Genomic DNA, 22,247 nt, shown 5'->3' with positions numbered 1-22,247 from the left:
CGAGGGCGATCTGTTCCGAAAGCGGCCGGGGGGCCGGGTTGTCAGGAGCGGGGACCCCGTGCCGGAAGGGGTGATCCTGGGGAACCTCGACGACGTAGATCTGGATGCCGTCGGGGTCGTGCAGGTGCATTTCCCACAGTCCCCACGGCTCGGCCTGGGCCTCGCGCACCGGCGTGACGCCGTTGGTGATGAGGCGGGCGCGGGTGGCGGCGAGGCTGCGGACCTGCAGCCACATGGCCGGTGGATGCGCTGCCGGTCCGGCTGCGCGGCCGACGAGTTCCAGGAATCCGCCGCCCAGGTGGAAGACGGTTCCGCGTTCCGGACCGCTGCCGAATTCCTGGTAGACGGCGAGTCCGAGCTGGTCTCGGTAGAAGGTGCGGCTGGCGTCCGGATCGCTGGGGCGGATGACGATGCGGCTTGCGAGGATCTCCACGGGTCTCTCCTTGTGCGGCAGCCGGGCTGCCTGCGGGGCCCGTCGCCGGTCCGGGGGCCGACCGGCGACGGGCAGTTGGTGGGGGTACAGGGGGCGGGGGTCAGTTCACCGCTTCGGCGGGGCGGCGCAGGCCGGTGCCGGCCACGATGGCGCCCAGCAGCGCCATGGCGCCGGTCACGATGAAGGTGGTCATGAACTCGCCGCGGCCGGGATGTGTACCGAGGAGGATGACCAGGACGGCCAGCCCGAGTGAGGCGAAGACGTACTGAGTGGTCGTCACGAGTGAGGCACCGACGCCCTGGTGGTCGCCGGGGAGGTCGGACGTAGCGGTGAGGAACATCGCGGGGAACGCGATGCCATTGCCCAGACCGGACAGCAGCAGGCCCGGAAGGACGCCGAGCGCATAGCTGTCACTGTGTACGCCCGCGGCGAGCAGAGCCAGGCCCACGGCGGCCACCACCAGACCGCTGACCATCATGAGGCGGGGGCCGTGCCGCCCGATGAGTTTGCCCGTGATGATGTTGCCGAAGATCACGGTCACCGTCAGGGGCAGGAAGCCCATACCGGCGGCGAGCGGACTGAAGCCCTGCTGGTCCTGGAGGAACAGGGTGACGAGGAAGAACTCCACGCCGATACTCATGACGTAGCAGGCGTCCACTGCGCAGGCCACCATGAGGGACCGCGTGCGCCACAGCTCATGGGCGATCAGCGGGCTGGCGCTGGTGCGTTCGCGCACCACCCAGGCAGCGGCCAGCACGACGAATCCCGCCAGTCCGACCAGGGTGGAAGTGGATGCCAGGCCGACGTCCCCGAGCCGGCTCAGCCCCAGCACCAGCAGCAGGATCGCTCCCGTGCCGAAGAGGCCGCTGGTGAAATTGAGGGGCACGGGTGTGGCGTCCGCGCGGCGGCGTCCGGGCAGCAGTACCCGCCCGAACACGAGGACCAGCGCGGCGATGGGCACGTTGACGAAGAACACCCATTGCCAGGACAGGGCCGTGAGCAGACCGCCGAAGACGACACCGCCGACGAGGCCGATGGCACCGACCGCACCCCACACCGTCATCGCCTTGTTGCGCTTGGGGCCCGGCGGGAACAGCTGCTGGACCAGACCCAGCGTCGCGGGATCGAGCAGGCCCGCGCCGATACCCTGCAGGGCCCGTGCGATGACGAGCGTGGTGAAGTCGTGGGTGAGGCTCGCCGCCAGCGAGCTGACCCCGAACAGCGCGGTGGCACCGAGGAACACGCGGCGGGCCCCGAACCGGTCACTGGTCCGTCCGCCGACCAGCAGGAATCCTGCGAAGAAGATTGCGTAGCCGCTGACGATCCACTGAAGTTTCCCCTCGGACAGGGAAAGGTCACTTCCAATGCTGGGCAGCGCCACATAGACGATGGAGAAGTCCAGGGTGGCCAGGAAGAGCCCGCATCCCAGCACAGCGAGAGCCAGCGCCTCCTTTCCTCTGATCGAGTTGGACCCGTCGCTCTTGCGCTCCGCAGCAACGGAACCGGATTCCGTTAATGCGTCCGAAGTAGCTTCGCTTGCCATATCCGTGATCTCCGTAATACTTCAATTGCCTGCAGGGGACGCCGGTACGCGGGCGAGAACCGTTCGCACGACAGCCGAGAAGGAATGGCAGATTTCGTGTCCTGCCTGCGCCATTTCTTCCCTGCCGCCGACGCCGTAGGTCACGGCGACCGGAACCATTCCGGCGGCCTTGGCCATCTGCATGTCCGTCACCGTGTCGCCGATGTAGGCACACTGCTCCACGGGCACGCCCAGTTCGGTGGCGGCCAGCAGGCCCATCTCCGGGTCGGGTTTCGGGTGCCGCACCTGGTCGTTCCCGATCACCGGGTCGAACAGGTCGCGCAGGCCGGTGGCGTCGAGTACCTTCTCCGCACTCGCTGTGATCTTCGACGTGCCGACGGCCAGCAGGACGCCCTGGGCGCGCAGTTCGCGCAGGCCCTGGGCGACATCCGCGTACAGCAGCGAGGAGCCGAGCGTGAGAACTTCCGCGTCGAACAGCTCGCGATAGCGGGCCACCGCCCGCACCGTCCCATCGTCGCTCACCTCCCGTCCCAGAAGCCGGGCGACGGATGCTTCCAGAGGCTTGCCGATGGTGGGAGCCACCGCGGCCGCATCGACATCCCGGCCCTGCTCGGCGCACACCTTGACCAAGAGCTTGCCGATGACGTCGGGGGTGTCAGCCAGCGTGCCGTCGAGATCGAAGACAGCTGCCCTGATCACTGCTTGTCCTGGGTGCTGGTCGTGGTCCGGGCGTAGGCGACGGCGAGTTCGCCGGCCACGGCGGCGGTACTGATCAGCACAGCCCGGTTGGCCGCGGTGCTCTTTCCGTCCGTCGCCCGGGAGACCGCCTTCATCAGATACGGCGTGATGGCGGGGCCCGAGACCCCCTCAGTGTCCGCCGCCGCCAAGGCCCGCTGGATCACTTCTTCCATGCGGGCGCTGTCGAGGGCGTCCGCCTCGGCGATCGGGGACGTCACCAGCGCGCCGCCGGGCAGGCCCAGGTCCCAGTGCCGTCGCAGGGAAGCCGCGACGACGTCGATGTCGTCGATGCGCTGTGCGTTGCGGAAGCCAGAGGAACGGCAGTAGAAGGCGGGAAAGTCGTCGCACCGGTAGCCCAGGACTGGGACCCCGAGGGTCTCCAGGTACTCCAGGGTCAGCCCCAGATCGAGGACGCTCTTCGCTCCCGCGCACACGACGGCGACCTTGCTGCGGGTGAACTGCACCAGGTCCGCTGAGATGTCGAACGTCGTGGAGGCACCGCGGTGCACTCCGCCGATTCCCGCAGTGGAGAAAACGCGGATGCCCGCCAGATCGGCGGCGACCAGGGTGGAGGCGACGGTCGTGGCCCCCAGCCCGCCGCCGGCAAGCACTGGGCCGATGCCCCTGGTGCTGACCTTGGCCACTTGCGTGGCGGTGGCGAACCGCTCCACATCGTCTGAGGTCAGACCTACCTTAAACCGGCCGTCCGCGATTCCCACAGTCGCCGGCACAGCACCAGAATCGCGCACCGCCTTTTCTATGGAAAGCGCCGTTTCAACGTTTCCGGGATAGGGCATCCCGTGGGCAATGACCGTGGACTCGAGTGCGACCACGGGACGTTTCTCGGCAAGGGCATCGCGCACTTCTTCGCCGACATCGAGTAACTGGTGCACGAGATTGATCCTCCAGGATTCGGTCCACCGGTGTACCCCGGCTGCAATGAATCCTGTTCGCTTGCCAAGCGACTTGTCCACTGCCAGAGGTGGCTAGTGCTGGCCGCTGGCTACCTTCAGCCAATGGGGGATGCAATCACTTCATTTCGTGCTTGCATGGAAGGTGCCGAGCGAGAGCTGAACGCAAAAGCGCCCCGGTGTACGGGGCGCCGAGCAGAGGGAAGGAGGAGCTTTGTGTCACAGGGGGAAGCCGATACCGCCATTGCTCCGGGCGAACTTGACCTGAGCCAGATACGCAGCACCCTCAGCCGTGCCGACCGGGCGTTCGCCGGCGCACTGCACATCAGGGAACTGGAGGCCGTCGCCTGGCTGTTGCGCCGGGACCTGCGGCACCTCCTGGACCACCACGCAGATGCCTGCGGCCCAGCAGGCGACGTCAGTGCAGAGCGGCCGCTGCGCCAGACCGGCCGTCAGCAGCCGATCAGTGGAGTAGACCTAGTTCCTTGGCCTTCACCCCGGCCTCGAAGCGGCTCCGGGCATCGAGGGCATCCATGACGGTCGCGATCATCCGGGTGAGCGTCCGCGAGGAGATCCCCAGCTCGCGGGCGATCGCGTCGTCCTTCATCCCGGAGCGCATCCTGCGAAGGACCGACCGCTGTTCGTCACTGAGCAGCACCGCCGGTGCACTGCCACCGGCGGCTGCCGCCCAGGATGCCTCGAACGCCTCAACCAGGAGGGCGACTTCGTCCGCCTGGCGGAAGAACGCCTCGGTGCGGTGCGGAGCCTCGCCCCCGGCTGCGATGAACACGATCCGTCGGTCGATGACCGCAGTGAACACCGGGGACGCCGGCGCGAAACGCATCTGCACGCCCAACTCCGCGGAGCGCTCAAGATGTTCCGCGGCATCCGGATCCGACAGCACGTGCCGGGGATACACGGCACGTAGCGCGACGCCCTGGGCGGACAGGAGGCGGAATTGTTCCTCGGCGATACTTAGACACTGCGCGGTGGCCGGGAGCGTCAGGCTGAACCAGACCTCTCTAGTGGCCTGTGCGAACACATCCCCGTTGTCCGCCTCGCGGTCCGGTGTACGCGCCGCCGGTTTCTGTTCTTCGGTGGAGAGCGCAGACCGCAGGGCGAAGCGCGCCCGGCTCAGCTCCTGTTGGAGCGTGAGCTGGCGCTGCTGCAACTGCTCGGTGTGGGCGATCGCCGCCTCAACGGCATCCAACTGGCTGACAAGGACGGTATGTCCGCGCTCGCCCCGGTGACGCTCCGCCAGCTCCGAGAGCATCTGGCGCTGGTGGGTCGGCGTCTTCCCGATATCTGCACCAGATCGGTTCGCCGTACGACTGGCGCATCCGACCCGGGACGGTAATCCGTCGTGCATTCTCTCAAGCCCCCCTCCGCGAAGGCCCGGCCTCCGCTCGGCTTACAACTGAGCACGGAGCAGGATAGATGTCCGGCACATGACATCAACCCTTACTCCTCAGCGATCAAGCTAAACAACCATCTACACCTTGACTGTTGAACGTGATCGTAATCACGGTCGTCACCAGGCAGAATCCGCCACTGGAAGGAGTCCGCCCCATGCCCGTTGTCACGGTCGAATGGTGGAGCGGCAGCACCGTGTCCGCCCGGACGGAGGCTGTACGGGCCATCACGGATGTCGTCGCCCGAGCGGCCCACTGCCCTCCTGAAGCCGTCACGGTCATCATCCGCGACGTGGACAAGTCCTTCTGGGGCAAGGGCGGAACACTCGCTTCGGAAGACCACGAGGCACCCTCGAGTCAGGCCCATGCAGCGAGGGCGATCCTGCCGGACCAGCTGTGAGGTCCCCCCCGAGGCTGCTATGTCGTGTCAAGCCGCTTGAGCGAGTTCTTCGACGTTTCCGAGTCGGTTCCGGTCGACGCGCTCAAGGATCTTGAAGATCTGGCGGCAGACCACCCTCTTGAGGCATCGCTGCGCGTCACGGGAGGTCTTCCCTTCGGCGATTTTGCGTGCGACGTACGTCTTCGTAGAGGGGTCCAGTCGCATCCGAATGAGGGTGATGGTGTGCATGGCCCGGTTGAGCTGCCGGTCGCCGCTGCGGTTGAGTCGGTGTCGGTTGGTCAGCCCGGACGAGGCAGGGATCGGTGAGACGCCGGCGAAGGAAGCGAAGGCGGCATCCGAGCGGACTCGTCCCTGGTGAGACCAGCTGACCAAGATCTGGGCAGCGGTGATCGGTCCGACTCCGAGCAAGTCGAGAAGTTCAGGGGCCTGTTGACGGACCAGGGCGAGGATCTCGTTCTCGAGTTCCTTGGCCTCGGCCTGCAGGGCCTGGATACGTTGCGCCGTGGACCGCATGGCCCGCGCTGTCATCCGGTGCTCAATGTCCTGGGCCGGGCGGTCGCGGAGGTGAGTGCAGTGGGTGATCTGGGCGGGGCGCTTGAGCTTGCGCAGTTCGGCGCGGAGCTCGTCCGGCGCGGAGACAATCAGGGCCTTGAGCTGGTTGATCGCGGCGGTGGAGGCGAGGACCGCGCCGTGACGGGTGGCAAGCAGCACCCGCAGTGCCTCGCGTTCGCCACGGAGGCGGGGCTGGATCAGATGCTCGGTGGCCAGGGCCTCCTTGGCGGCCCGGATGGCGTCGAGCATGTCGGTCTTGCGGCCGCCGCGGTTGGCGGCTCGTTTCGGGCGGCAGACCTCGACGACCTGCTCGCCGGCCTGGTTCAGGAAGGCCGCGAGGCCGGCGCCGTAGCTGCCGATGCCTTCCAGGGCCCAGCAGCGGCGGCCGGGAACCTGCTGGCGCGCGAAGTCGAGCAGACGCCGGTAACCACGGGCGTTGGCCGGGGAATCGGTGCTGGCCAGGACAGCGCCGATGGGGCTGACGGCGGCTGCGGCGAGCGTGTCGCGGTGGGTGTCGACGCCGATGACGCCGTCGACGTGTTCTGCGAGCATGGTCATGCGGTTGTTCTCCTCCGGGCGGACGACCGTAACGGCGTCGGCCTGGGTGGAGTCACCACGTGGCGGAACTGTGATGAGTCACGCCGCAGGGCGGACAAGCTGCTGATCAAGCCAATGGGTGGGCCAGGCCGACGCCCGCGCCCGGCAGACACCTCGGGGGAACGGCAGTCCCTGACGGGACGCCAGTTATGTTGCGAGTCATGCCGGATCACGAGCGTCGAGCCTGGCAGCAACCCATCCCGGGCCGCAGAAGAACTCTCACAGTTATGTTCTTCGCGGTCCTGCAAGAGGGCTGCTGGCCTCCGGGCCCGGCATGACTGTTCCCCCCTGTCGAACGGATGACAATGCCGTTGCTTTTGGTAGTTACTGCCATCTGTGGTTCACGGTGATGACGGCTGGTGGACGGCGGTGGCTGGCAGGTTCGTCGGGGCCCTTGCTGCTGAACGGGGTGATCGACGACTTCAGTTTGCGGGGGCAGTCGCGTGAGCGTCGTCGTGGCAGGAGGGACCAGCGGATCTCGGCGAGGCCGAGCAGGCGGTCATGATTTCGGGCTGAGGGGGGAAAAGCCGCACGGCGCGAACACCGAACGGCGGACAACATGCAGAGCCCGGGTAAACGACGTCCGCTCGGCAGCAGTCTGCGCGATCCCAGCCACCTCGTTGAGCAGGTCGCGGGTCGCGTGGTGGACGATCAGGTGAGCGTAGATCTCCTGCCTGACCCCGTCCGGAGTCTGTGAGCGCAGGACCGGTCTGCCGCGCTGGTGCGTTTTGATCTCGTCGAAGACGATCTCGATCTCCCAGCGCCGGGCATACAGGGTGGCGAGTTCGGCAGCTGGATACTCCTCATGGTCCGTCAGGCTGGTGACAAGCCGGATCACGTCCTCCTGGCCGTCGACGCGATACTCGATCACCCTCACCAGCGCGGGTGGAGCTTTGACGGTTCCGGCGGCCTTGGCGTGCTTGTTCGCCTGGATCAGGGCCAGGTAGCTCCCGTCCGGCAGGACGTCCTGGACCCTGCGGGCGGCCCGGCGCTCGATTCTCCACAGTAAGTGGGCGCCCCGGTCGCGGAAGCGGTGCCAGCGGGCCAGGCCCCATAGTCCTCGGTCGGCCAAGACCAGCGTCCCGGCCCCGATATGGGCCTCCAGTTCGTCGGACACGATCCGCTCGGAGTCTTTCCAGCCGCCGATCACCGCGTCCAGTACCGCGTGCGACGAGCACTCCGTGACCGCGACCACCCGGGCTTGCGGATAGCCCATCGGACTACGTTGCGAGCCGGACTTGCCGAACGTCTCCCGGTTGTGGGCCGAGTCGGGGACGGCCAGCAGCATCCCGTCCAGGGCCAGGACCCGCAGCCCGTGGAAGAGTTCCGTGCTCCGGCCCAGCGGCCGGGCCACGGCCCGGAACAGCTCTCGCATCACCGGCCAGCCCAGCCGCTGCCTCGCCCGAGTCAGAGATGACTTGTTCACTCCGGCCCACGGCCGAAGTATCGGCTCGCCGGCCTTCACCAGCCGCAAGACCTCCAGGTAGTCAGCCTGCGGAAACAGGCACAGTGCGAGCACGAAGTACACCGTGAACCGGGCCGACAGCACACGCCGGCGCTTCTCCACGCACCCGGCCTCGGCAACGACCCGGTCCACCAGCTCAGCAGGACACGGCCGGGTCAGGATGCCCAACCCCAGCCGCTCCAGACGCGACACCAACACGCATGGCCCAACACCACGCACGTCCCAAAAGCAACGGCATTGGAACGGATGACCTGGGGGGTGGTGTCACCGGGCCCGAGGGGTGCCGTCGGAGACGCTGATGAGAGGTCCGACTACCGCCCCGCCGAGCGCAACGCCCGGCACTACGCGGGCGGCAGGTCTGCATAACGTGGATGCGCGCACGACGCCAACGCCCCGGCCAGCACCGCACGACCCGTTCGGGAGGACGGCTTGATGGAGTACGACGAGATAGGCGTCTTCTTGGGCCTGGACGTCGGCAAGAGCGCCCACCACGGCAACGGCCTCACCCCGGCCGGCAAGAAGGTCTTCGACAAGCAACTGCCCAACACCGAACCGAAGCTGCGAGCCGTCTTCGACAAGCTCCGCGACAAGTTCGGCACCGTCCTGGTGATCGTGGACCAGCCCGCCTCGATCGGCGCCCTGCCGCTGACGGTCGCCCGTGACGCGGGCTGCAAGGTCGCCTACCTTCCCGGTCTGTCGATGCGGCGGATCGCCGATCTCTACCCGGGCGAGGCGAAAACCGACGCCCGCGACGCGGCCGTGATCGCGGATGCCGCACGGACCATGCCGCACACCCTGCGCTCGCTGGAGCTGACCGACGAGATCACCGCCGAGCTGACGGTGCTGGTCGGCTTCGACCAGGACCTTGCCGCTGAGGTCACCCGCACCAGCAACCGGATCCGCGGCCTGCTCACCCAGTTCCATCCCAGCCTCGAACGGGTCCTCGGCCCCCGGCTCGATCATCAGGCGGTCACCTGGCTGCTGGAACGCTACGGATCCCCGGCCGCGCTGCGAAAAGCAGGACGCCGCAGGCTTGTTGAGTTGATCCGGCCCAAGGCCCCACGCATGGCGACCCGGCTGATCGACGAGGTCTTCGACGCACTCGACGAGCAGACCGTCGTCGTTCCCGGCACCGGCACCCTGGACATCGTGATCCCGTCGCTGGCCCGCTCGCTCGGCGCCGTCCACGAGCAACGCCGGGCCACGGAAGCACAGATCAGTGCCCTGCTGGAACAGCACCCTCTTTCGCAGGTCCTGACCTCGATGCCGGGGGTCGCGGTCAGGACCGCCGCCACGCTGCTGGTCACCGTCGGCGACGGCACCAGCTTCCCCACCGCCGCCCATCTGGCTTCCTACGCCGGCCTCGCGCCGACCACGAAGTCGTCGGGCACCTCGATCCATGGCGAACACGCACCCAGAGGCGGCAACCGCGTCCTGAAACGCGCGATGTTCCTGTCCGCGTTCGCCGCCCTGCACGATCCCGCCTCCCGCACCTACTACGACAAGTGCCGGGCCAGAGGCAAGACCCACACCCAGGCACTTCTCCGCCTGGCCCGGCAACGGATCAATGTGCTGTTCGCGATGCTCCGCGACGGCACGTTCTACGAACCACGAACGCCTCGCTTCGCTTGACGAAGGACATAGAGGCACCCCCCCCGCCTCCGGTGAACGCCGACTGCCGTGGCCTGTTCATCCTCCTCAGCCCTTGACCGAAACCACGTCACGAGATCGTCGCCAGAGCCGAATTGCGTGACGCACAGACCGCCCCAGGACGGGAATTTCAAGATCGCTCACACCCAAACCGACCAGACAAGGGAGACCCGGCGCCGCCGGTACCGCCCGGGTGTTCGGGTGCCTGGGTGATACCGGAGCCCGCGCCCACTTGGGGGACCTGCTCATGGGTGCGGGACATCCGTGTTCCCAGCCCACCCCTTCCCTGACGCCGTGGGAGAGCTGAAAGGGAAGGGGTGGGCTGGCCGTACCACCGGACCGTTCCTGATCGGCAGGGACGGTGAGCCCCGGGGGGACGGGGCCCGTTCCGTGCGGAGCAGCGGCGGAACGGGAGGTTTCGCGAGGCCGGGTCTACGCCGACTGCGGGACGGACCCGCCCGCAGCGGACCGCACAGCCGACTGCTCGGCCGCGGGGATCTTCCGCGCCTTGGCGGCCGGGGACGGGGCGGTTGCGCCGAGGGCCTGCTGCATCGCGGCCAAGTCGCCGGGCCCGTCCGCAACACTCATATGGATGAGAGTGTCATCGGACAGGCCGGGACGGGGGAACAGCGACCGCGTCGAGGGCGATCCGGCAACCCCTGCTCCGGAAAAGTACGGCAGAGATTTTACTTCGATCTCAACCACAGGCATGACGAGCACTCACGAGATTCCCCGGGAAACTCTCAGGAAGCCGCGTAACGCGGCACTGCGAGCCTGGTTGCCGTGGGAGGCCGCCGACCCGCTCACCATGGCAGGATGCCGACGAGGGAGAGCTGGAGTCATGAACGGATCATGGCGGGGGACCATCTGCGCCGCAGCACTCGCGCTGACGGCGCTCACGGTGAACACACCCGCAGCGGACGCGGCTCCGCGACCGCTGGCAATGGGCATCTACCCGGGCGGATATGCCGGTGGCGGCTCGCTCAATCCGGCGCCGGACAAGCCAGCGAAGATCATCCAGGCCCTGAACACACTGCAGGCCGGACCGGGGTTCCTGGTCCGTGAATACGTGGACTACAACGGGAAGTCGACGGACGGCACGGATTCGAAGCAGTACCAGGGCTACCTTGGCCACGGCCGCCGGATGGACCTCGTGCTGAGCTACCCGGGACAGAACACTCCACTGGACGGCTGGCTGCAGTACGTGCGCAACGAGGTGCGCTTCGCCGGGCCGTTCTCGGCCTCGATCTCCATGGGCGTCGACGTGAACATCTCCGCCGCCAAGGACCCCTCGGTCGTACCCGCCGTGGTGGCCGGGGTCGAGGCGGCCAAGGACGAGGCACGGAAACTGGGACTCACGGGCCTGAAGCTCGGTTTCGACGAGGCGGCGATCGGTCGGGCGGACACCTCGTTCTGGCAGTCAGTGGCGACGGCAGGTGACGATCGGCTGCGTGACGCACTCGACTACGTGGGCATCGAGCTGTACCCGGACGTCTTCTACTCGACACCGGGCGACCTCGGCGACCAGGCGGTGCACACGATCAATATCGTCCGCCAGCAGGAGATGCCGATCGCCGGCCTGTCCCACCGAGTAGCCATCCACGTATCCGAGAACGGCTGGGACACCCTCAGTCCCCGGACCGAGGCACAGCAATCCAACGCGTTGAAGTCCGAACTCGCCGCCATCAACGCGAACCGGGGCCGGGTGAACGTCACCAGCTACGAGTACTTCGACCTGCGTGACGACACCAGCAGCTCGACCAACCTGTTCGACCACTTCGGACTGCTCCACGACAACTACACCCCGAAGCCCGCGTTCCAGACATACCGCACTCTGATACGCGCGCTACGGCGGGGCTAACTAGCGGTGGTTTGTTGACGGCGGGTCGTAGCGGTAGTACGCCGGAAGTGAGAGTCTCAACTCGCCTCCGTGGAGCTTGAGATGACGAAGCGGTTGCCGTGCCCGCCCGCACCCGGTCCATTGGAGGGCTACGCCGCCCGCTTCGATGATCTCTTCGAGACACTGGCCCAGCGGCGTGGGTTTCGTGAGTATCTGGCCGGCCTGCTGCTGCCGCGGGACCGGAACAAGACCCTGACCTGCCTGGCCGGGGCCGAGCCGGTGGTGGGTGCCCAGCATGCGGCGGTGCAGCGGCTGCAGTTCTTCCTCTCGGAGTCGACCTGGGACCACGAGCAGGTCAACGCGCGCCGTCTGGAGCTGCTGCTGACGGATCCGGCCACTGCGCCGCACGGGATGGGGGTGCTGGTGGTCGACGATTCCGGGGACCGCAAGGACGGGTCGGCGACCGCGCATGTGGGCAAGCAGTACCTGGGCTCGGTCGGGAAGATCGACCGCGGGGTGGTCACGGTGACCACCTGCTGGGCCGACGAGCGCGTCTACTACCCGCTGCACGCAGTGCCCTATACCCCCGCCCACCACTTCCCCGGCGGGAAGAAGGACCCCGGCTTCCGCACGAAGCTGCAGATCGGAGCCACCCTCGCCTGTCATGCCGCGGAGGCGGGTGTGTCCTTCCGGGCGGTCGTCGCCGACTGCGCCTACGGCGATCACACCTGCTTCCGCGCCGAACTGTTCGACGCTCACCTGCCGTTCGTGATGGCCCTCAAGCGCGGCCACGGTACCTGGCAGTACAAAGATGCCTTCCGGCCCGTGGACGCCGCCCGGGAACTGGCCTGGCACGGCCCCCAGCAGCCCGGTGACTGGCAGCCGGTCACCCGCACCTTCCGCGACGGACGCACCGCCACCTGGTGGGCCGCCGACGCCCGGCTCGGCTGGTGGGGCCCCAACGGCGTGGTCCGGCTGGTGGTGGCCACCACCGACCCGGCCACCCTGCCCGAGACGTCCACCTGGTATCTGGCCACCAACCTGCCCCGGCCCGGGTCACCACGCGAGGCACACAGCCGGCATGCGGCCGCCGACCTGACCGAGGTGGTCCGGATCTACGGGCTGCGGCACTGGGTCGAGCAGAGCTACAAACAGGTCAAGGACGAACTCGGATGGGCCGACTTCCAGGTCCGCTCCGACACCGCCATCCGCCGCCACCAGACCCTCGTGAACTGCGCGTTCAGCTTCTGCTGGAACACCTGGTTCGCCCCACTCACACCCACACCCGCCACCCCGGCACCCGAGCCTGACACACCATCAGAGGTGACAGAGAGGGGGAGAACCGGAGTCCCAGCAGCCCCAGCCGGCCTGCTGGCCCCGAGCCATCCGGGCCGTCCGTGGCTGGCTGACGCCCTGGGCCACGCTGCAACGCTACTGGCGAGCATGGTCGACGAAGCCCCCGCCCGCCGAACTCCAAGCCCTCCTCAACGCCGTCGCCACCGGCAGACCTCTCGACCTCTACCGCCCGGTCTAACAAACCACCGCTAGGAATGCCCACGTTCCGCGAGCGCGCCGAACGGGCACCTGACCCTCCAGGCTCTGCCAGCATGCTGGCAGAGCCTGCTCCAGGAGGCAGGCCAACTGAGGCGCGGGTGCTGGACCTACTCAGCGGCGAATCTGGCGCCATTCTCAAGTTCGAATTCTACGCCGGTTGGGCCTACTTGAATCCGTCTGACTCTGCGCAGACTCTCGATCAGCTTTCGGAAGACGGACTTTCTGGCGCACACCGGGCAGGTAATGGATGCCGTGAAGGTGAATTGCCGGGCATCAGTGGTGACGCACGAAAGAGCGACCTGGTAATCAGCAGCCTCGTGACCCTGCGAGCAGGACAGTCCTTGAAGCTCCAAAGGGACCCGGTGGGTGATCATCCGGGCCATGGCCCCGCACCTGGGACAAGGGCTAACCCCCTCACCCTTGGCCGTCCAGCCGTCACCACCTGCCTTGGCTTGGACTTCTCGCACGTCGACGTAGGTGTCATTCTCTGCGAGTTCACCGACACGACTGCAGCTGCGGCACGGGCCCTCGCAGTAGAACTCGATGACGCCAGTGGACATAAGTCACCCTCTCTGTTGCCGAGTGGCGAAAGTCTAGAGAGGCGGACGCGCGGCGCAGACTGCTTTGACCACGCCAGTGCCGAAACGTGCAGGCAGCGGCTGCTGGAACGGTCTTGCATCTCCAGATCAGAGAATGGGCTAGAAATCCTTCTGCAGCCGGTACGGTTCGCGCCCCATGTGGCTAGGGCGGCCGCCAGCGGGCTCTGGCACCGATCTTGGGGACCGGTCGCGGAGGGTTACCCTGATGTTCGATTCCGGTGGGCTGCTCCTGGGTGAGACGGCGTGCGCCTCGTCGCCGAGCCGGGGTTGGTGACGCTCCATCAGGTAGCTGCCGCAGCATGTCCGAGCCGGGTGTCTCCGATGACGGTGCTGTTCATGGAGGCCAATGCGTGGTTCTGGGAGTCGCTGGTGTTCGCCGGTATCGACCAGGTGGCCGTCGAGACGGTAACCGCCGTCTTCGGCACGGTCGACATCGTGGCGAGAGGACGGGCAGCCGGCGAGACGTGTCCGGACTGCGGGCAGTTGTCCGTGCGGGTGCACGATGCCTACCAGCGTAGGCTGCGGGATCTTCCGCTCGGCGGGCAGCGCGTCGTCATCCACTTGCGGATCCGCGGCTTCATCTGCGGCTCGTCGAGCTGCCCACGCCGTACATTCGCGGAGCGGTTCTCCCAGCTGACCACCCCGTACGCCCGCTTCACCACCCGGCTGAACTGCGCGCTGGAGCGCATCGGGCTTGAGCTGGCCGGCCGGGCCGGTGCCCGACTGGCCGCCCAACTGGGCATCGCCGCGGGGCGGATGACCCTGCTGCGCCGGGTCATGGCCTTGCCGGATCCGGTCTTCACCACGCCGCGGGTGCTGGGCGTGGACGATTTCGCGACCAAGAGGGGCCACACCTACGCCACTGTCATCACGGATGAGTGAGTGGCACCATCCCATCGAAGTGCTGCCCGGGCGCGAGTCAGCGCCCCTGGCCGCCTGGCTGGCGGCCCATCCGGGCGTGGAGGTGATCTGCCGGGATCGCGCCGGCGCCTATGCCGAGGGCGCCGCCCTCGGTGCCCCGGACGCCCTGCAGGTCGCTGACGGGTTTCATCTGCTGCAGAACCTCAGCCAGGCCGTCGGGAAGTGCGTCGCCGCCCACCGTGACGACCTGCACGGACTCGACCTGCCGTCACACGGGGAGCCGGAGAGCGACGACGTGCGCGCCGCCGGTCCCGTACTGATCCCGCTGCCGACCGGGCTGAGTGCGGAGCGTCAACGTACTCACCACGCCATGGTGCACGGACTGTTGAACGAGGGTATGGGACTGCGGGCCATCGCACGCCACCTGGGCTGGGGCCGGCACACCGTCCAGAGGTACGCCCGCGCGGCCCGCTGGCAGGACACCGTCACTGGCCGCCGCACCCGGACCAGCCATCTCGACGTCCGCCGGTTCTACCTGCAACGACGCATCGACGAGACCGGCGGAAGGATCTCCATCAAGGAAGTGCGCAAGGAGCTCGCCGAGCGTGGCCGACCAGTCCCGTACACCACCTTGCGTGATTGGGCCCGTACTCGCCTGCAGTGGCCTGAGGCCCCGGCACCGGCTGCTGCGGCACCATCGGTCCGCATGGTCGTCGGCTGGATCACCCGGCATCCGGACACGCTCACCCAAGACGAGACTCAGCAGCTCAAGGCCGTGCGGGTTGCCTGTCCGGCACTGGAGCAGACCCACCAACTGGTCCGCGATTTCGGGGAGATGCTCACCACGCGTACCGGCGCCCGGCTACCGGACTGGATCGACGCCGCCTGCGCTGCGGCACTGCCCGGCATCACCGGCTTCGCCCGTGGGCTGACCTCCGACCTGGAGGCCGTGGTCGCCGGACTGACCCTGCACTGGAGTTCTGGAGGTACCGAGGGCACCGTGGCCCGCATCAAGAAGATCAAAAGGCAGCTGTACGGACGCGCCGGATTTGAACTGCTCCGCAAGATGATCCTGCTCCAGTGACCCTCCGCGACCGGTCCCCAAGATCGGTGCCAGAGCCCCGCTGGCGGCCGCCCTAGCCACCCCATGTTCTGGCCGGGCCGGGAAGTGTGCGTGATTGGCATGTAGATGCGGGCGCCGTTGTGGAAGCCGATCCCTACGCCGGGGTAGGCGGCTGCCTGGTTCAAGCGCTGCTGGTAGCCGTAGATGTTGGAGACTTCATTGTTACTGCTCTGGGCGAGAACTGCTGCGAGGTAAGCCTCGGCGAGCGCCGGGCTGGTCTGGGCGTCGATGAACAGCGCGGGCAGTGCGACGGGTTCGGGTGCGGTTCCGGTGACCGGCATGTCGGCGTCGTTGACTTTGGTGCCGGGAGCCAGGACGCCGGTGATGGTGGCCCACAGACGGCTGCCGTTCGCGAAGGTGGTCACGATGCCGAACGGCGGGGTGCCCTCGCCCTCCCACACCCCGGCCGCTGGTCAGGGCTCTCGACGTGGCAGGCGGATGGGGGGCTAGGTGGCGGCGAGGTTGGCAAGGCGGATGGCGTGTGGCCCGACGTGCCGGGCCAGGCCGGGTCTGTTTGGCAGAGCACGAACCGCAGGGTGGCTGCCTCTCTCTCTACTCTCGAGTCATGAACGTGTTTGGCGGCGGTGGCGGCCGGTACCTGGAGATGACCAACGGCGGCACGGCGGTGTTCGTGGACGTGCTGATGCTCGCGGTGTCCGCGCTGGGCCACGAGCAGTGGGACTTCCGTTTCGCCGCCCTGCTGACGCTCCAGGACCAGAACGTGATGGGGCGTGGAGTGGTCGGCTTCGGCCTGGCGGAGCTCGACTGGGGGGACACGCCGCAGGAGCGGGCCGCGGCCAAGGACTTCCTGCTGCGCGTCCTCGATCTGGCGCTGTCCCGCCATCGGTGGGAGGAACTGACGTACGATCCGCCCCGGGCCGAGGGGTACCTGCGCACGTACCGGGCGATGGTGGAGGAGTTCGACCCTGCGACCGCGAGGAGCGGCGGGGGTGTCCTGCCGGGGCCGCAGGAGGCCGCGATGGCCTCGTGTGTACGCCACCGGGTGCTGGACGCGCTGCCGTTCTGGGAGGCGTGCGTGTTCTGCACGGCCGGGGTCTGAGGGTCTACGTCCCGCGGCCTGCCGTCAGAGCGATCTCCGTGCCTTCGGGGGCCGCGGTCTGCTCTCACCCCGAGGTGATCCCGAGGCCGGTTGTCCGGAGGAATCCGTGGGGCCCGATCGCTATGCGCTTGGCCACGAGGTCCAGGGGATCGGTGAGGCCACGGGCTGCCAGCTCACCGACAATGAGGGCGGCCACCTCACCGGCGTTGCTCTCGGTCGGGTTCTTGAACTCAGCCTTCCACCGCGTTCCCGACGCCTCCCAGCCAAGCGTGCTCATCTCCGCCGCGACGTCGATGGGGTCACCAACGCGGCTGCCGATACGGAGCAGGATGCCCTTGGCGGTGTCGTAGGCGAAGGAGAGGCCGCCCTTGATACCGCTGCTCGCAATCGTGAACGTGGCCTTCTTGCCGGGCTGCTGGACGGGGAGTTGTTCGATCCACACCTTCACCAGGGTCTCCAGCGCCTCCTGAAGGTGCGGCAGGGTCAAAGCCAGTCGGCCTCCCGGCAGGTACTCCGCGGTGTCACCCGGCCCGAGGTGGACGAGCTGCCAGGTATAGGGCAGATACGGAAAGTCACTCGGCTCGCTGGGGCCCCCAAACCCTCCGTGCTCGAACGTGGTGAGTTCCTCGTCCTCAAGTTCCGCGGCCGGACCCGTCTCGATCCAGATGTGTCGGTCGTCCGCCCGCAGACGCAGGACCCGCGCCCGGGAGCCCGCGGGCCGCCAGCGGACATCCGGTCCGCTCGGCCCGCCGCCGAGGATCGTCGGCTCGCCGATGACACCGCACACCGACCGGAAGAGTTCACCGAAGACATTCCGACGCTGCTCCAACGCCGGGGCCGTGGCGAAGGAGTGCAGCTGCAGGCGGCTGTAGCGGTCGCGATGCCCAGCAGCGCCGAGGAGGATCACCTGGCCGTCCGGGTCGGCGGTCCTGATGAGGGCACGTGTTTCGTCGAATTCCACGGACCAGCCCGGCATCGTGGCTATCTGGTCTTCGACGCCAGAGCGGTCGCACGTCCCCGCGGCACTGTCGTGCAGCAGGGGCACGAGGGCGGCGACTACGTTGAGGAGGTCCGGCGGGAGGTGTTCGGCCCGGTGTTCAACGGGCTGGATGGATACCCAGGCACGGCGGTCGTTGCTCTGCAGGAGCATGGTGCGGTCGTTGGATTGCCAGCGCAGGCCGAAACCGTTGGCGGCTGCCGGTACCGGCGTGGGCCGGCCGATGCCCGAGAGCACCGCGGCCAGCTCCTGCAGGGCCGCCGCCCGCTCCGCCGGAGTTGTCTGGAAGTCGAACTCGATGAGCGGCAGTCGCACACGCCCGACGTCCGGGCTCTTGGGGGCTCGCTTGTCGAAGAACAGCTCTGGACCGAGGCCGGCATGCCGCTCGGATGGTTCCAGGCCCACGACAAGAAGGTCGGAGAACTCCCGCCGGATCTTCCAGTCCGGATGCGCGTCCACAAGGCGCTCCACGGCGTCTCGGGTCCAACAGCCGTCGATGCCGTGCAATGTCTGTGCGTGCCGGACAGCGGATATCGGGTCGGTGACCCAGCTGACGGTGGTCGAGGTGTTCATGCAGCGGATCATGTCAGTCGCCTCGGACATCGCATGGCCCCGCAGAGGCACTCGGGGCCCACCCGTTGCCCCAGCACTCCCGCCCACGAGGGGGCCAGAGACCCAACTTCGCTTCCAGAGGCGGCCCGGCGCTCCGCCAGGTGGAGGATCCGACGGCCCCCAGGAGGGACGACGCCGCGTACCTCGTCGCCTGCTGAACCGGGCGTCGGTCACACTCACGGACCATGACGCAGACCCTGCACCCCGACGCACCCGAGGTCTCGGCCGCTGAGCGAGCCGCCGCACGCACCCGGCTCAACGAACGGCTCCACCACCGGGGTTGGGCCCCCGATCCGGACGTCATCGCCACGGTCCAGTTGATGACAGCATCGTCGGTACCGATGCTGCCGGACTGGAGCCGCATCAGCACCGACTGGACCTATGAGCCGTCCGTGAGTATTCCCGCGGCGCTGGTGCGGGATCGGCGCGGGCAGCGTCTACCAGGAGCCCGGCATGGATCACGTACATCATGCTGCCGTCGAAGCGCAGGGTGACCTGCTTGCCGATCAAGTCGGTGCCGACGGCGACGGGAGTCTTGGCGGCCGCCCCAGGGCTGGCGGGCCAGGGGTACAGCCACTGCCCCACCCGGCCCTGGCCCCCGCGTCGAAGACTCCAGTCAGCGTCTGTTGCACCGTCAGGGGTGCGGCTGGGCGCGCTGCGGGTACCTCGCGCACCAGCCAGCCGATCCCGGACGTCAGGACCGATCCGGTGGCTCGAAGCTGGTCGCGCCATTGCCTTGACCTGCTGGTTAAGTTGGCGTCCTCGCTGCCGTCGTCGGCCCGCTCGCGAGCGGGCCGAGCTCCTCGGCCGCGGAGGGCAGATCCTCGATGTGCTGCCGGCCCTGCAACTCGCCCCGTACGGGGGCGAGGACGTTGCCGTCATCCTTCAACCACCTGGACTTCGGCAACGGGGCCATCAACGACTACTTCTGCTACGGAGACCATCGCACGATACTCGTCTGCTTCGCAGGCATCTACTTGCCTTGAGGGAAAGTTACTGCCATGATGGCAACGAAAGAAGGGGCCAACGAAGGTCGGCCTTTTGGGTGATGAAGGTAGGGGCTGGGTGGACGCGCAAGAAGGACTCCGCATCGCTGGCAGTTCGCAGCGGGCTGCGGTTCGCAGTCGCATGCCGGGGTGGGGGCCGCCTGTGGTGGCGGTGCTGTTCGCAGCCGGCTTCGTGGGCGTGGGTACGGCTCTTCTTCCCGAGGTTTCTGCGGTTGGGCGATGGGTGATGCTGGGCGCCGGGGCGGCGTCCTGGATTTTGATGGCCCCCTTCGCGTTCAGGCGCTGGGGAGGTGTTCTGCCGCAGCTCGACAGCCGCGGCAAGACTCAGCGATGGGTGGACGTGGCTCCGTCCTTGGGGGCCGGGCTCGTCAGTGTCGTGGTCTGGGCGACTGCCGGGCTCGCATGGATGCTGATTGTCAATGGCATCACGATGGGAGCGGCGGAGTGGTTCCGGCTGGCCCGGAGAGCCCGATGAGTACGGAGTCGGGGGGCGGACTTGTGGCTGCCTTCCAGCACCCCACTCGGCTCGGGCTCGTCGCTTTTCTTTCCGGTTGCGCCGAAGCCGACTTCCGGTCAGTTCGTGAGCAATGCGGATTGTCGGAGTCTGCGCTGAGCAAGCTCGCGACTGCTCTTGAGGCCGAGGGGCATGTCAAGGTCCGTAAGGGGTACTTGGGGAGGCGGCCCCGGACATGGCTCTCTCTTACCGCCGAGGGGCGGGAAGCCCTCGCCGCCCATCTGCGCGGGCTTCAGGAGATCGCTGAGCGTAATGCGCGTAACGCAGCAGCCATGGAGCAGTAGGGCTGTTATACAGAACACCGGTGGGTGCCCATCTTCACCATGGGCACCCACCGGCATATCAAGAGTCAGCTGACCGCTGTCAGCAGCCCCAGTCGGCCGTGAAGCCGATACTGGCGGCACTGGCGGCGCTGACGAGGCCGCCGCACGGGGCGGTGGAGACCGTGGTGGTCACCGGGGTGGTGGCCGGGGCGGCAGCGGTGGCCGCTGCGCCGAACTCCTCGGCAGTGGTGTAGGCGGCGTAGCCCTGGATGAGCTGGTCTGCCGTGTTCACGCGAACTCCTGTGAGTCTCAGGGACGAAAAGGTGCGTCGGGGTGGCTCAGCAGCCCAGGACGTGCGTGGCGGTCACGGCACCCAGCGAAACACCCGCGCCCTGCACCGCGCTCCACGCGGCCGCGGCGCACTCCGGCGACGACGCCGTCACGACCGACGGGGTGGTGGCCGGGGCGGCAGCGGTGGCCGCTGCGCCGAACTCCTCGGCAGTGGTGTAGGCGGTGTAGCCCTGGATGAGCTGGTCTGCGGTGTTCATCTCTGTCTCCTCTGGACTGTTTTGCTGGCTCGGGGGATATCCCGTGCCCGGGGAACAGTTGATCAGGATCGGGTGCTGGACGGCAGCCGAAACTAACCCGGCTGCTTGTTCGGACACCCCCTTTGAGCTGGGGCTTCGTGATGGCAACCGCAAGCAATGAGGACAACTGCGCGCAGGGCGGGGTGATGACGCGAAAGGGGGGCGGCAGGTAACTGGTACCTGCCGCCCCCTTGGTGTGCAGCCGTGGGGCTGGAGTGTGCGTCGCACGCCGCTTCGGGTTCAGTGCTTGGAGACGCTCTGGAGGGCCTCCCACAGCGCCAGTTCGGTGTTCGCCTCGGCGAGTGCTTCTTGCAACTCGTCGATCTCTTGTTGCAGTTGCCGCTCCCGCAGCTGGCTGGTGGGCACTGTTTGAGGGGGCCGGCGTAGCGCGTACAGGCCGGCCCGGACAAAGCTTCGGCACCAGTCGGCGACCTGTTCCTCCTGCAGCTGGAGCTTGCCCGCTATGCCATGGACGGTCTCATGCCCCGAGAGGATGCGAAGTACCGCTGTCGTCCTGTCGGTTGGAGGGCCGCTCTGGTTGGAGACTTCCACCGGCACTACACGAGATCGAGAACGGGCAGGGCCGGTGAGCCGAGGTTCCGCGCGGGATTCATCGGATCGATGGCAGCGTTGAGGAAGGCCTCGGCGACGGCGTGGTCCCGGCCACGGTCATCTCCGCGGATGGCGTCCTGGACCAGAGCTTCGGCCAGTACCCCAGTGCGGTGTTCGCCGAAGCTCAGGCCTCGTCGTCCGGGGCGCGGGTCCTCCGGCTCCCAGGCGGTACCGACACCGGATCCGATGCGGTGCAGCAAGGCTGAGGTTGTCGCACCCAGCCCGGGCATTCCCGCGACTGCTCCCGCCAGGCCTCGCGCCGCGTGCCAGGACTGCGGTCCCAGGTACACCACTAGAGCGTCCTGGCGGGGGTACAGATCAAGGTTGGATGAGATTTTCGCCCGGTACGGCAGCTGCTCGCCCTCCAGGTACCCCAGTACGGTGGCCCACACCGTAGGCGCGGTACCCGGGTCGGTCAGGTGGAAGTAGACCCTGAGCATCTGGGTCTTGCGGCCGATGCCGCGGCTGCCGTCGGTGAGGAAGAAACCCGGGGACAACGCCGGGCGGGCCGCGGGAAGAGCCAGCGTCGCCAGCGCGGGACGAGCCGGTGGTAGAGGCCGGTCCTGGTCGGACTCCGCCAGCTGCACCCGCAGGCCGTTGATCTCGGCAATGAATGTGCCGTCGTCGGTGGAGGGATGTACCACCGCCTCGGTGAGGGTGGTGCGGTGAGGCATTGCCTCGGTGAAGAGCCTGTCGAGGTCGCGGTCTCGCAGAGTGCGTGGACGCGAGGGCATCGTTGCCTCGCGTCGTCCGGCATGGACGATCTGGTAGAGCGTCGCGCCGAGCTTTTGCACGAGCACGCCCTCGTTGGGTGCCTCGACTGTATGGTCGCCGACGGTCGCGCTCAGCCCGTCGGAAGCCACGGTGACGGCATCAAGTGCTTGTGCCAGTGCGGGGGCGATGGCTGCGGCAGTCAT

At 67.7% G+C, this 22,247-nt stretch carries 22 protein-coding genes and 1 pseudogene; 9 read left to right on the top strand and 14 right to left on the bottom strand.

All coding sequences use genetic code 11. The features are described from left to right. Window positions 1-58 precede the first annotated feature (58 nt). The 5 genes and pseudogenes from OHA17_RS40190 to OHA17_RS40170 all read right to left on the bottom strand — a co-directional run. A pseudogene (locus OHA17_RS40190) lies at window positions 59-433 on the bottom strand (VOC family protein); the annotation flags it as partial. A gap of 100 nt (window positions 434-533) precedes the next feature. Next, the gene (locus tag OHA17_RS40185; protein WP_331721282.1) at window positions 534-1,976 is read right to left on the bottom strand and encodes an MFS transporter; all 1,443 of its coding nucleotides are present in this window, start codon (window positions 1,974-1,976) and stop codon (window positions 534-536) included. 21 nt (window positions 1,977-1,997) lie between these two features. Beyond that, entirely contained in the window at window positions 1,998-2,675 is a 678-nt protein-coding gene (locus OHA17_RS40180) for an HAD family hydrolase (RefSeq protein WP_331721281.1), read from the bottom strand. Further along, a complete protein-coding gene (locus OHA17_RS40175; protein ID WP_331721280.1) occupies window positions 2,672-3,607 on the bottom strand; it encodes a pseudouridine-5'-phosphate glycosidase in 936 nt (311 codons plus the stop codon). Before OHA17_RS40175 ends, OHA17_RS40180 begins: the two co-directional genes overlap by 4 nt. A gap of 481 nt (window positions 3,608-4,088) precedes the next feature. Next, window positions 4,089-4,898 (bottom strand): LuxR C-terminal-related transcriptional regulator, encoded by an 810-nt coding sequence (locus OHA17_RS40170; protein ID WP_331721279.1) that lies wholly within the window; start codon window positions 4,896-4,898, stop codon window positions 4,089-4,091. A gap of 296 nt (window positions 4,899-5,194) precedes the next feature. Between OHA17_RS40170 and OHA17_RS40165 the strand changes: the two genes are divergently transcribed. Further along, on the top strand, window positions 5,195-5,437 hold the full coding sequence (locus OHA17_RS40165; protein ID WP_331721278.1) for a tautomerase family protein: 243 nt from the start codon (window positions 5,195-5,197) through the stop codon (window positions 5,435-5,437). 27 nt (window positions 5,438-5,464) lie between these two features. Here OHA17_RS40165 and OHA17_RS40160 read toward each other — a convergent pair whose 3' ends face one another. Together OHA17_RS40160 and OHA17_RS40155 are read right to left on the bottom strand one after the other, a co-directional pair. After that, entirely contained in the window at window positions 5,465-6,547 is a 1,083-nt protein-coding gene (locus OHA17_RS40160; RefSeq protein WP_331721277.1) for an IS110 family transposase, read from the bottom strand. Window positions 6,548-7,085: 538 nt separating this feature from the next. Next, window positions 7,086-8,249, bottom strand: a complete 1,164-nt coding sequence (locus tag OHA17_RS40155; protein WP_331721276.1) for an IS4 family transposase — start codon at window positions 8,247-8,249, stop codon at window positions 7,086-7,088. 234 nt (window positions 8,250-8,483) lie between these two features. Between OHA17_RS40155 and OHA17_RS40150 the strand changes: the two genes are divergently transcribed. Next, window positions 8,484-9,683: an IS110 family transposase gene (locus OHA17_RS40150; protein WP_406510965.1), complete on the top strand. Its 1,200-nt coding sequence runs from the start codon at window positions 8,484-8,486 to the stop codon at window positions 9,681-9,683. Between the two features lie 450 nt (window positions 9,684-10,133). Here OHA17_RS40150 and OHA17_RS40145 read toward each other — a convergent pair whose 3' ends face one another. Then, window positions 10,134-10,289, bottom strand: coding sequence for a hypothetical protein (locus OHA17_RS40145; RefSeq protein ID WP_406510964.1), 156 nt, complete (start codon window positions 10,287-10,289; stop codon window positions 10,134-10,136). A gap of 253 nt (window positions 10,290-10,542) precedes the next feature. Between OHA17_RS40145 and OHA17_RS40140 the strand changes: the two genes are divergently transcribed. The 5 genes from OHA17_RS40140 (at window position 10,543) to OHA17_RS40120 (ending at window position 16,738) form a co-directional block, all read left to right on the top strand. After that, a complete protein-coding gene (locus OHA17_RS40140; protein ID WP_331721273.1) occupies window positions 10,543-11,562 on the top strand; it encodes a hypothetical protein in 1,020 nt (339 codons plus the stop codon). Between the two features lie 81 nt (window positions 11,563-11,643). Beyond that, window positions 11,644-13,089, top strand: a complete 1,446-nt coding sequence (locus tag OHA17_RS40135; protein WP_331721272.1) for an IS701 family transposase — start codon at window positions 11,644-11,646, stop codon at window positions 13,087-13,089. A gap of 926 nt (window positions 13,090-14,015) precedes the next feature. Then, window positions 14,016-14,576, top strand: a complete 561-nt coding sequence (locus tag OHA17_RS40130) for a transposase family protein (RefSeq protein WP_331721271.1) — start codon at window positions 14,016-14,018, stop codon at window positions 14,574-14,576. Continuing rightward, a complete protein-coding gene (locus tag OHA17_RS40125) occupies window positions 14,569-15,639 on the top strand; it encodes a transposase (RefSeq protein WP_331721270.1) in 1,071 nt (356 codons plus the stop codon). The genes OHA17_RS40130 and OHA17_RS40125 overlap by 8 nt, the downstream gene beginning before the upstream one ends. A 604-nt stretch (window positions 15,640-16,243) precedes the next feature. Continuing rightward, on the top strand, window positions 16,244-16,738 hold the full coding sequence (locus tag OHA17_RS40120) for a hypothetical protein (RefSeq protein WP_331721269.1): 495 nt from the start codon (window positions 16,244-16,246) through the stop codon (window positions 16,736-16,738). Window positions 16,739-16,802: 64 nt separating this feature from the next. Here the strand turns inward: OHA17_RS40120 and OHA17_RS40115 are convergent, their stop codons facing one another. Together OHA17_RS40115 and OHA17_RS40110 are read right to left on the bottom strand one after the other, a co-directional pair. Continuing rightward, the gene (locus OHA17_RS40115; RefSeq protein WP_406510963.1) at window positions 16,803-18,308 is read right to left on the bottom strand and encodes a hypothetical protein; all 1,506 of its coding nucleotides are present in this window, start codon (window positions 18,306-18,308) and stop codon (window positions 16,803-16,805) included. A gap of 787 nt (window positions 18,309-19,095) precedes the next feature. Next, window positions 19,096-19,236 (bottom strand): hypothetical protein, encoded by a 141-nt coding sequence (locus tag OHA17_RS40110; protein WP_406510962.1) that lies wholly within the window; start codon window positions 19,234-19,236, stop codon window positions 19,096-19,098. A gap of 263 nt (window positions 19,237-19,499) precedes the next feature. Here OHA17_RS40110 and OHA17_RS40105 point away from each other — a divergent pair, with 263 nt between their 5' ends. After that, the gene (locus tag OHA17_RS40105) at window positions 19,500-19,829 is read left to right on the top strand and encodes a hypothetical protein (protein ID WP_331721265.1); all 330 of its coding nucleotides are present in this window, start codon (window positions 19,500-19,502) and stop codon (window positions 19,827-19,829) included. Further along, window positions 19,757-20,152: a transcriptional regulator gene (locus OHA17_RS40100; RefSeq protein ID WP_331721264.1), complete on the top strand. Its 396-nt coding sequence runs from the start codon at window positions 19,757-19,759 to the stop codon at window positions 20,150-20,152. Before OHA17_RS40105 ends, OHA17_RS40100 begins: the two co-directional genes overlap by 73 nt. A 79-nt stretch (window positions 20,153-20,231) precedes the next feature. On the opposite strand, the gene OHA17_RS40095 is transcribed toward OHA17_RS40100, so the two are convergent. The 4 genes from OHA17_RS40095 to OHA17_RS40080 form a co-directional block, all read right to left on the bottom strand. Next, a complete protein-coding gene (locus OHA17_RS40095; protein WP_331721263.1) occupies window positions 20,232-20,423 on the bottom strand; it encodes an LxmA leader domain family RiPP in 192 nt (63 codons plus the stop codon). Between the two features lie 46 nt (window positions 20,424-20,469). After that, window positions 20,470-20,679, bottom strand: coding sequence for an LxmA leader domain family RiPP (locus OHA17_RS40090; RefSeq protein WP_331721262.1), 210 nt, complete (start codon window positions 20,677-20,679; stop codon window positions 20,470-20,472). Window positions 20,680-20,958: 279 nt separating this feature from the next. Beyond that, entirely contained in the window at window positions 20,959-21,084 is a 126-nt protein-coding gene (locus OHA17_RS40085; RefSeq protein WP_406510961.1) for a hypothetical protein, read from the bottom strand. A gap of 191 nt (window positions 21,085-21,275) precedes the next feature. Beyond that, on the bottom strand, window positions 21,276-22,247 hold the full coding sequence (locus OHA17_RS40080; RefSeq protein ID WP_331721260.1) for a T3SS effector HopA1 family protein: 972 nt from the start codon (window positions 22,245-22,247) through the stop codon (window positions 21,276-21,278).

The organism is Streptomyces sp. NBC_00212, assembly GCF_045206365.1.
Classification (GTDB): domain Bacteria; phylum Actinomycetota; class Actinomycetes; order Streptomycetales; family Streptomycetaceae; genus Streptomyces.
Note: the sequence above shows the minus strand (reverse complement) of the source record. Positions and strands in the feature narration are given on the sequence as shown.

Excerpts from the sequence above, each read along its gene's own strand:
- OHA17_RS40120 (WP_331721269.1), top strand. The coding sequence starts at position 16,244 with ATGAACGTGTTTGGCGGCGGTGGCGGCCGGTACCTGGAGATGACCAAC.
- OHA17_RS40115 (WP_406510963.1), bottom strand. The coding sequence starts at position 18,308 with ATGAACACCTCGACCACCGTCAGCTGGGTCACCGACCCGATATCCGCT.
- OHA17_RS40150 (WP_406510965.1), top strand. The coding sequence starts at position 8,484 with ATGGAGTACGACGAGATAGGCGTCTTCTTGGGCCTGGACGTCGGCAAG.
- OHA17_RS40160 (WP_331721277.1), bottom strand. The coding sequence starts at position 6,547 with ATGACCATGCTCGCAGAACACGTCGACGGCGTCATCGGCGTCGACACC.
- OHA17_RS40090 (WP_331721262.1), bottom strand. The coding sequence starts at position 20,679 with ATGAACACCGCAGACCAGCTCATCCAGGGCTACACCGCCTACACCACT.
- OHA17_RS40130 (WP_331721271.1), top strand. The coding sequence starts at position 14,016 with ATGACGGTGCTGTTCATGGAGGCCAATGCGTGGTTCTGGGAGTCGCTG.
- OHA17_RS40100 (WP_331721264.1), top strand. The coding sequence starts at position 19,757 with ATGGATGCTGATTGTCAATGGCATCACGATGGGAGCGGCGGAGTGGTT.
- OHA17_RS40185 (WP_331721282.1), bottom strand. The coding sequence starts at position 1,976 with ATGGCAAGCGAAGCTACTTCGGACGCATTAACGGAATCCGGTTCCGTT.
- OHA17_RS40125 (WP_331721270.1), top strand. The coding sequence starts at position 14,569 with ATGAGTGAGTGGCACCATCCCATCGAAGTGCTGCCCGGGCGCGAGTCA.
- OHA17_RS40145 (WP_406510964.1), bottom strand. The coding sequence starts at position 10,289 with ATGAGTGTTGCGGACGGGCCCGGCGACTTGGCCGCGATGCAGCAGGCC.
- OHA17_RS40170 (WP_331721279.1), bottom strand. The coding sequence starts at position 4,898 with ATGCTCTCGGAGCTGGCGGAGCGTCACCGGGGCGAGCGCGGACATACC.
- OHA17_RS40165 (WP_331721278.1), top strand. The coding sequence starts at position 5,195 with ATGCCCGTTGTCACGGTCGAATGGTGGAGCGGCAGCACCGTGTCCGCC.
- OHA17_RS40080 (WP_331721260.1), bottom strand. The coding sequence starts at position 22,247 with ATGACTGCCGCAGCCATCGCCCCCGCACTGGCACAAGCACTTGATGCC.
- OHA17_RS40140 (WP_331721273.1), top strand. The coding sequence starts at position 10,543 with ATGAACGGATCATGGCGGGGGACCATCTGCGCCGCAGCACTCGCGCTG.
- OHA17_RS40135 (WP_331721272.1), top strand. The coding sequence starts at position 11,644 with ATGACGAAGCGGTTGCCGTGCCCGCCCGCACCCGGTCCATTGGAGGGC.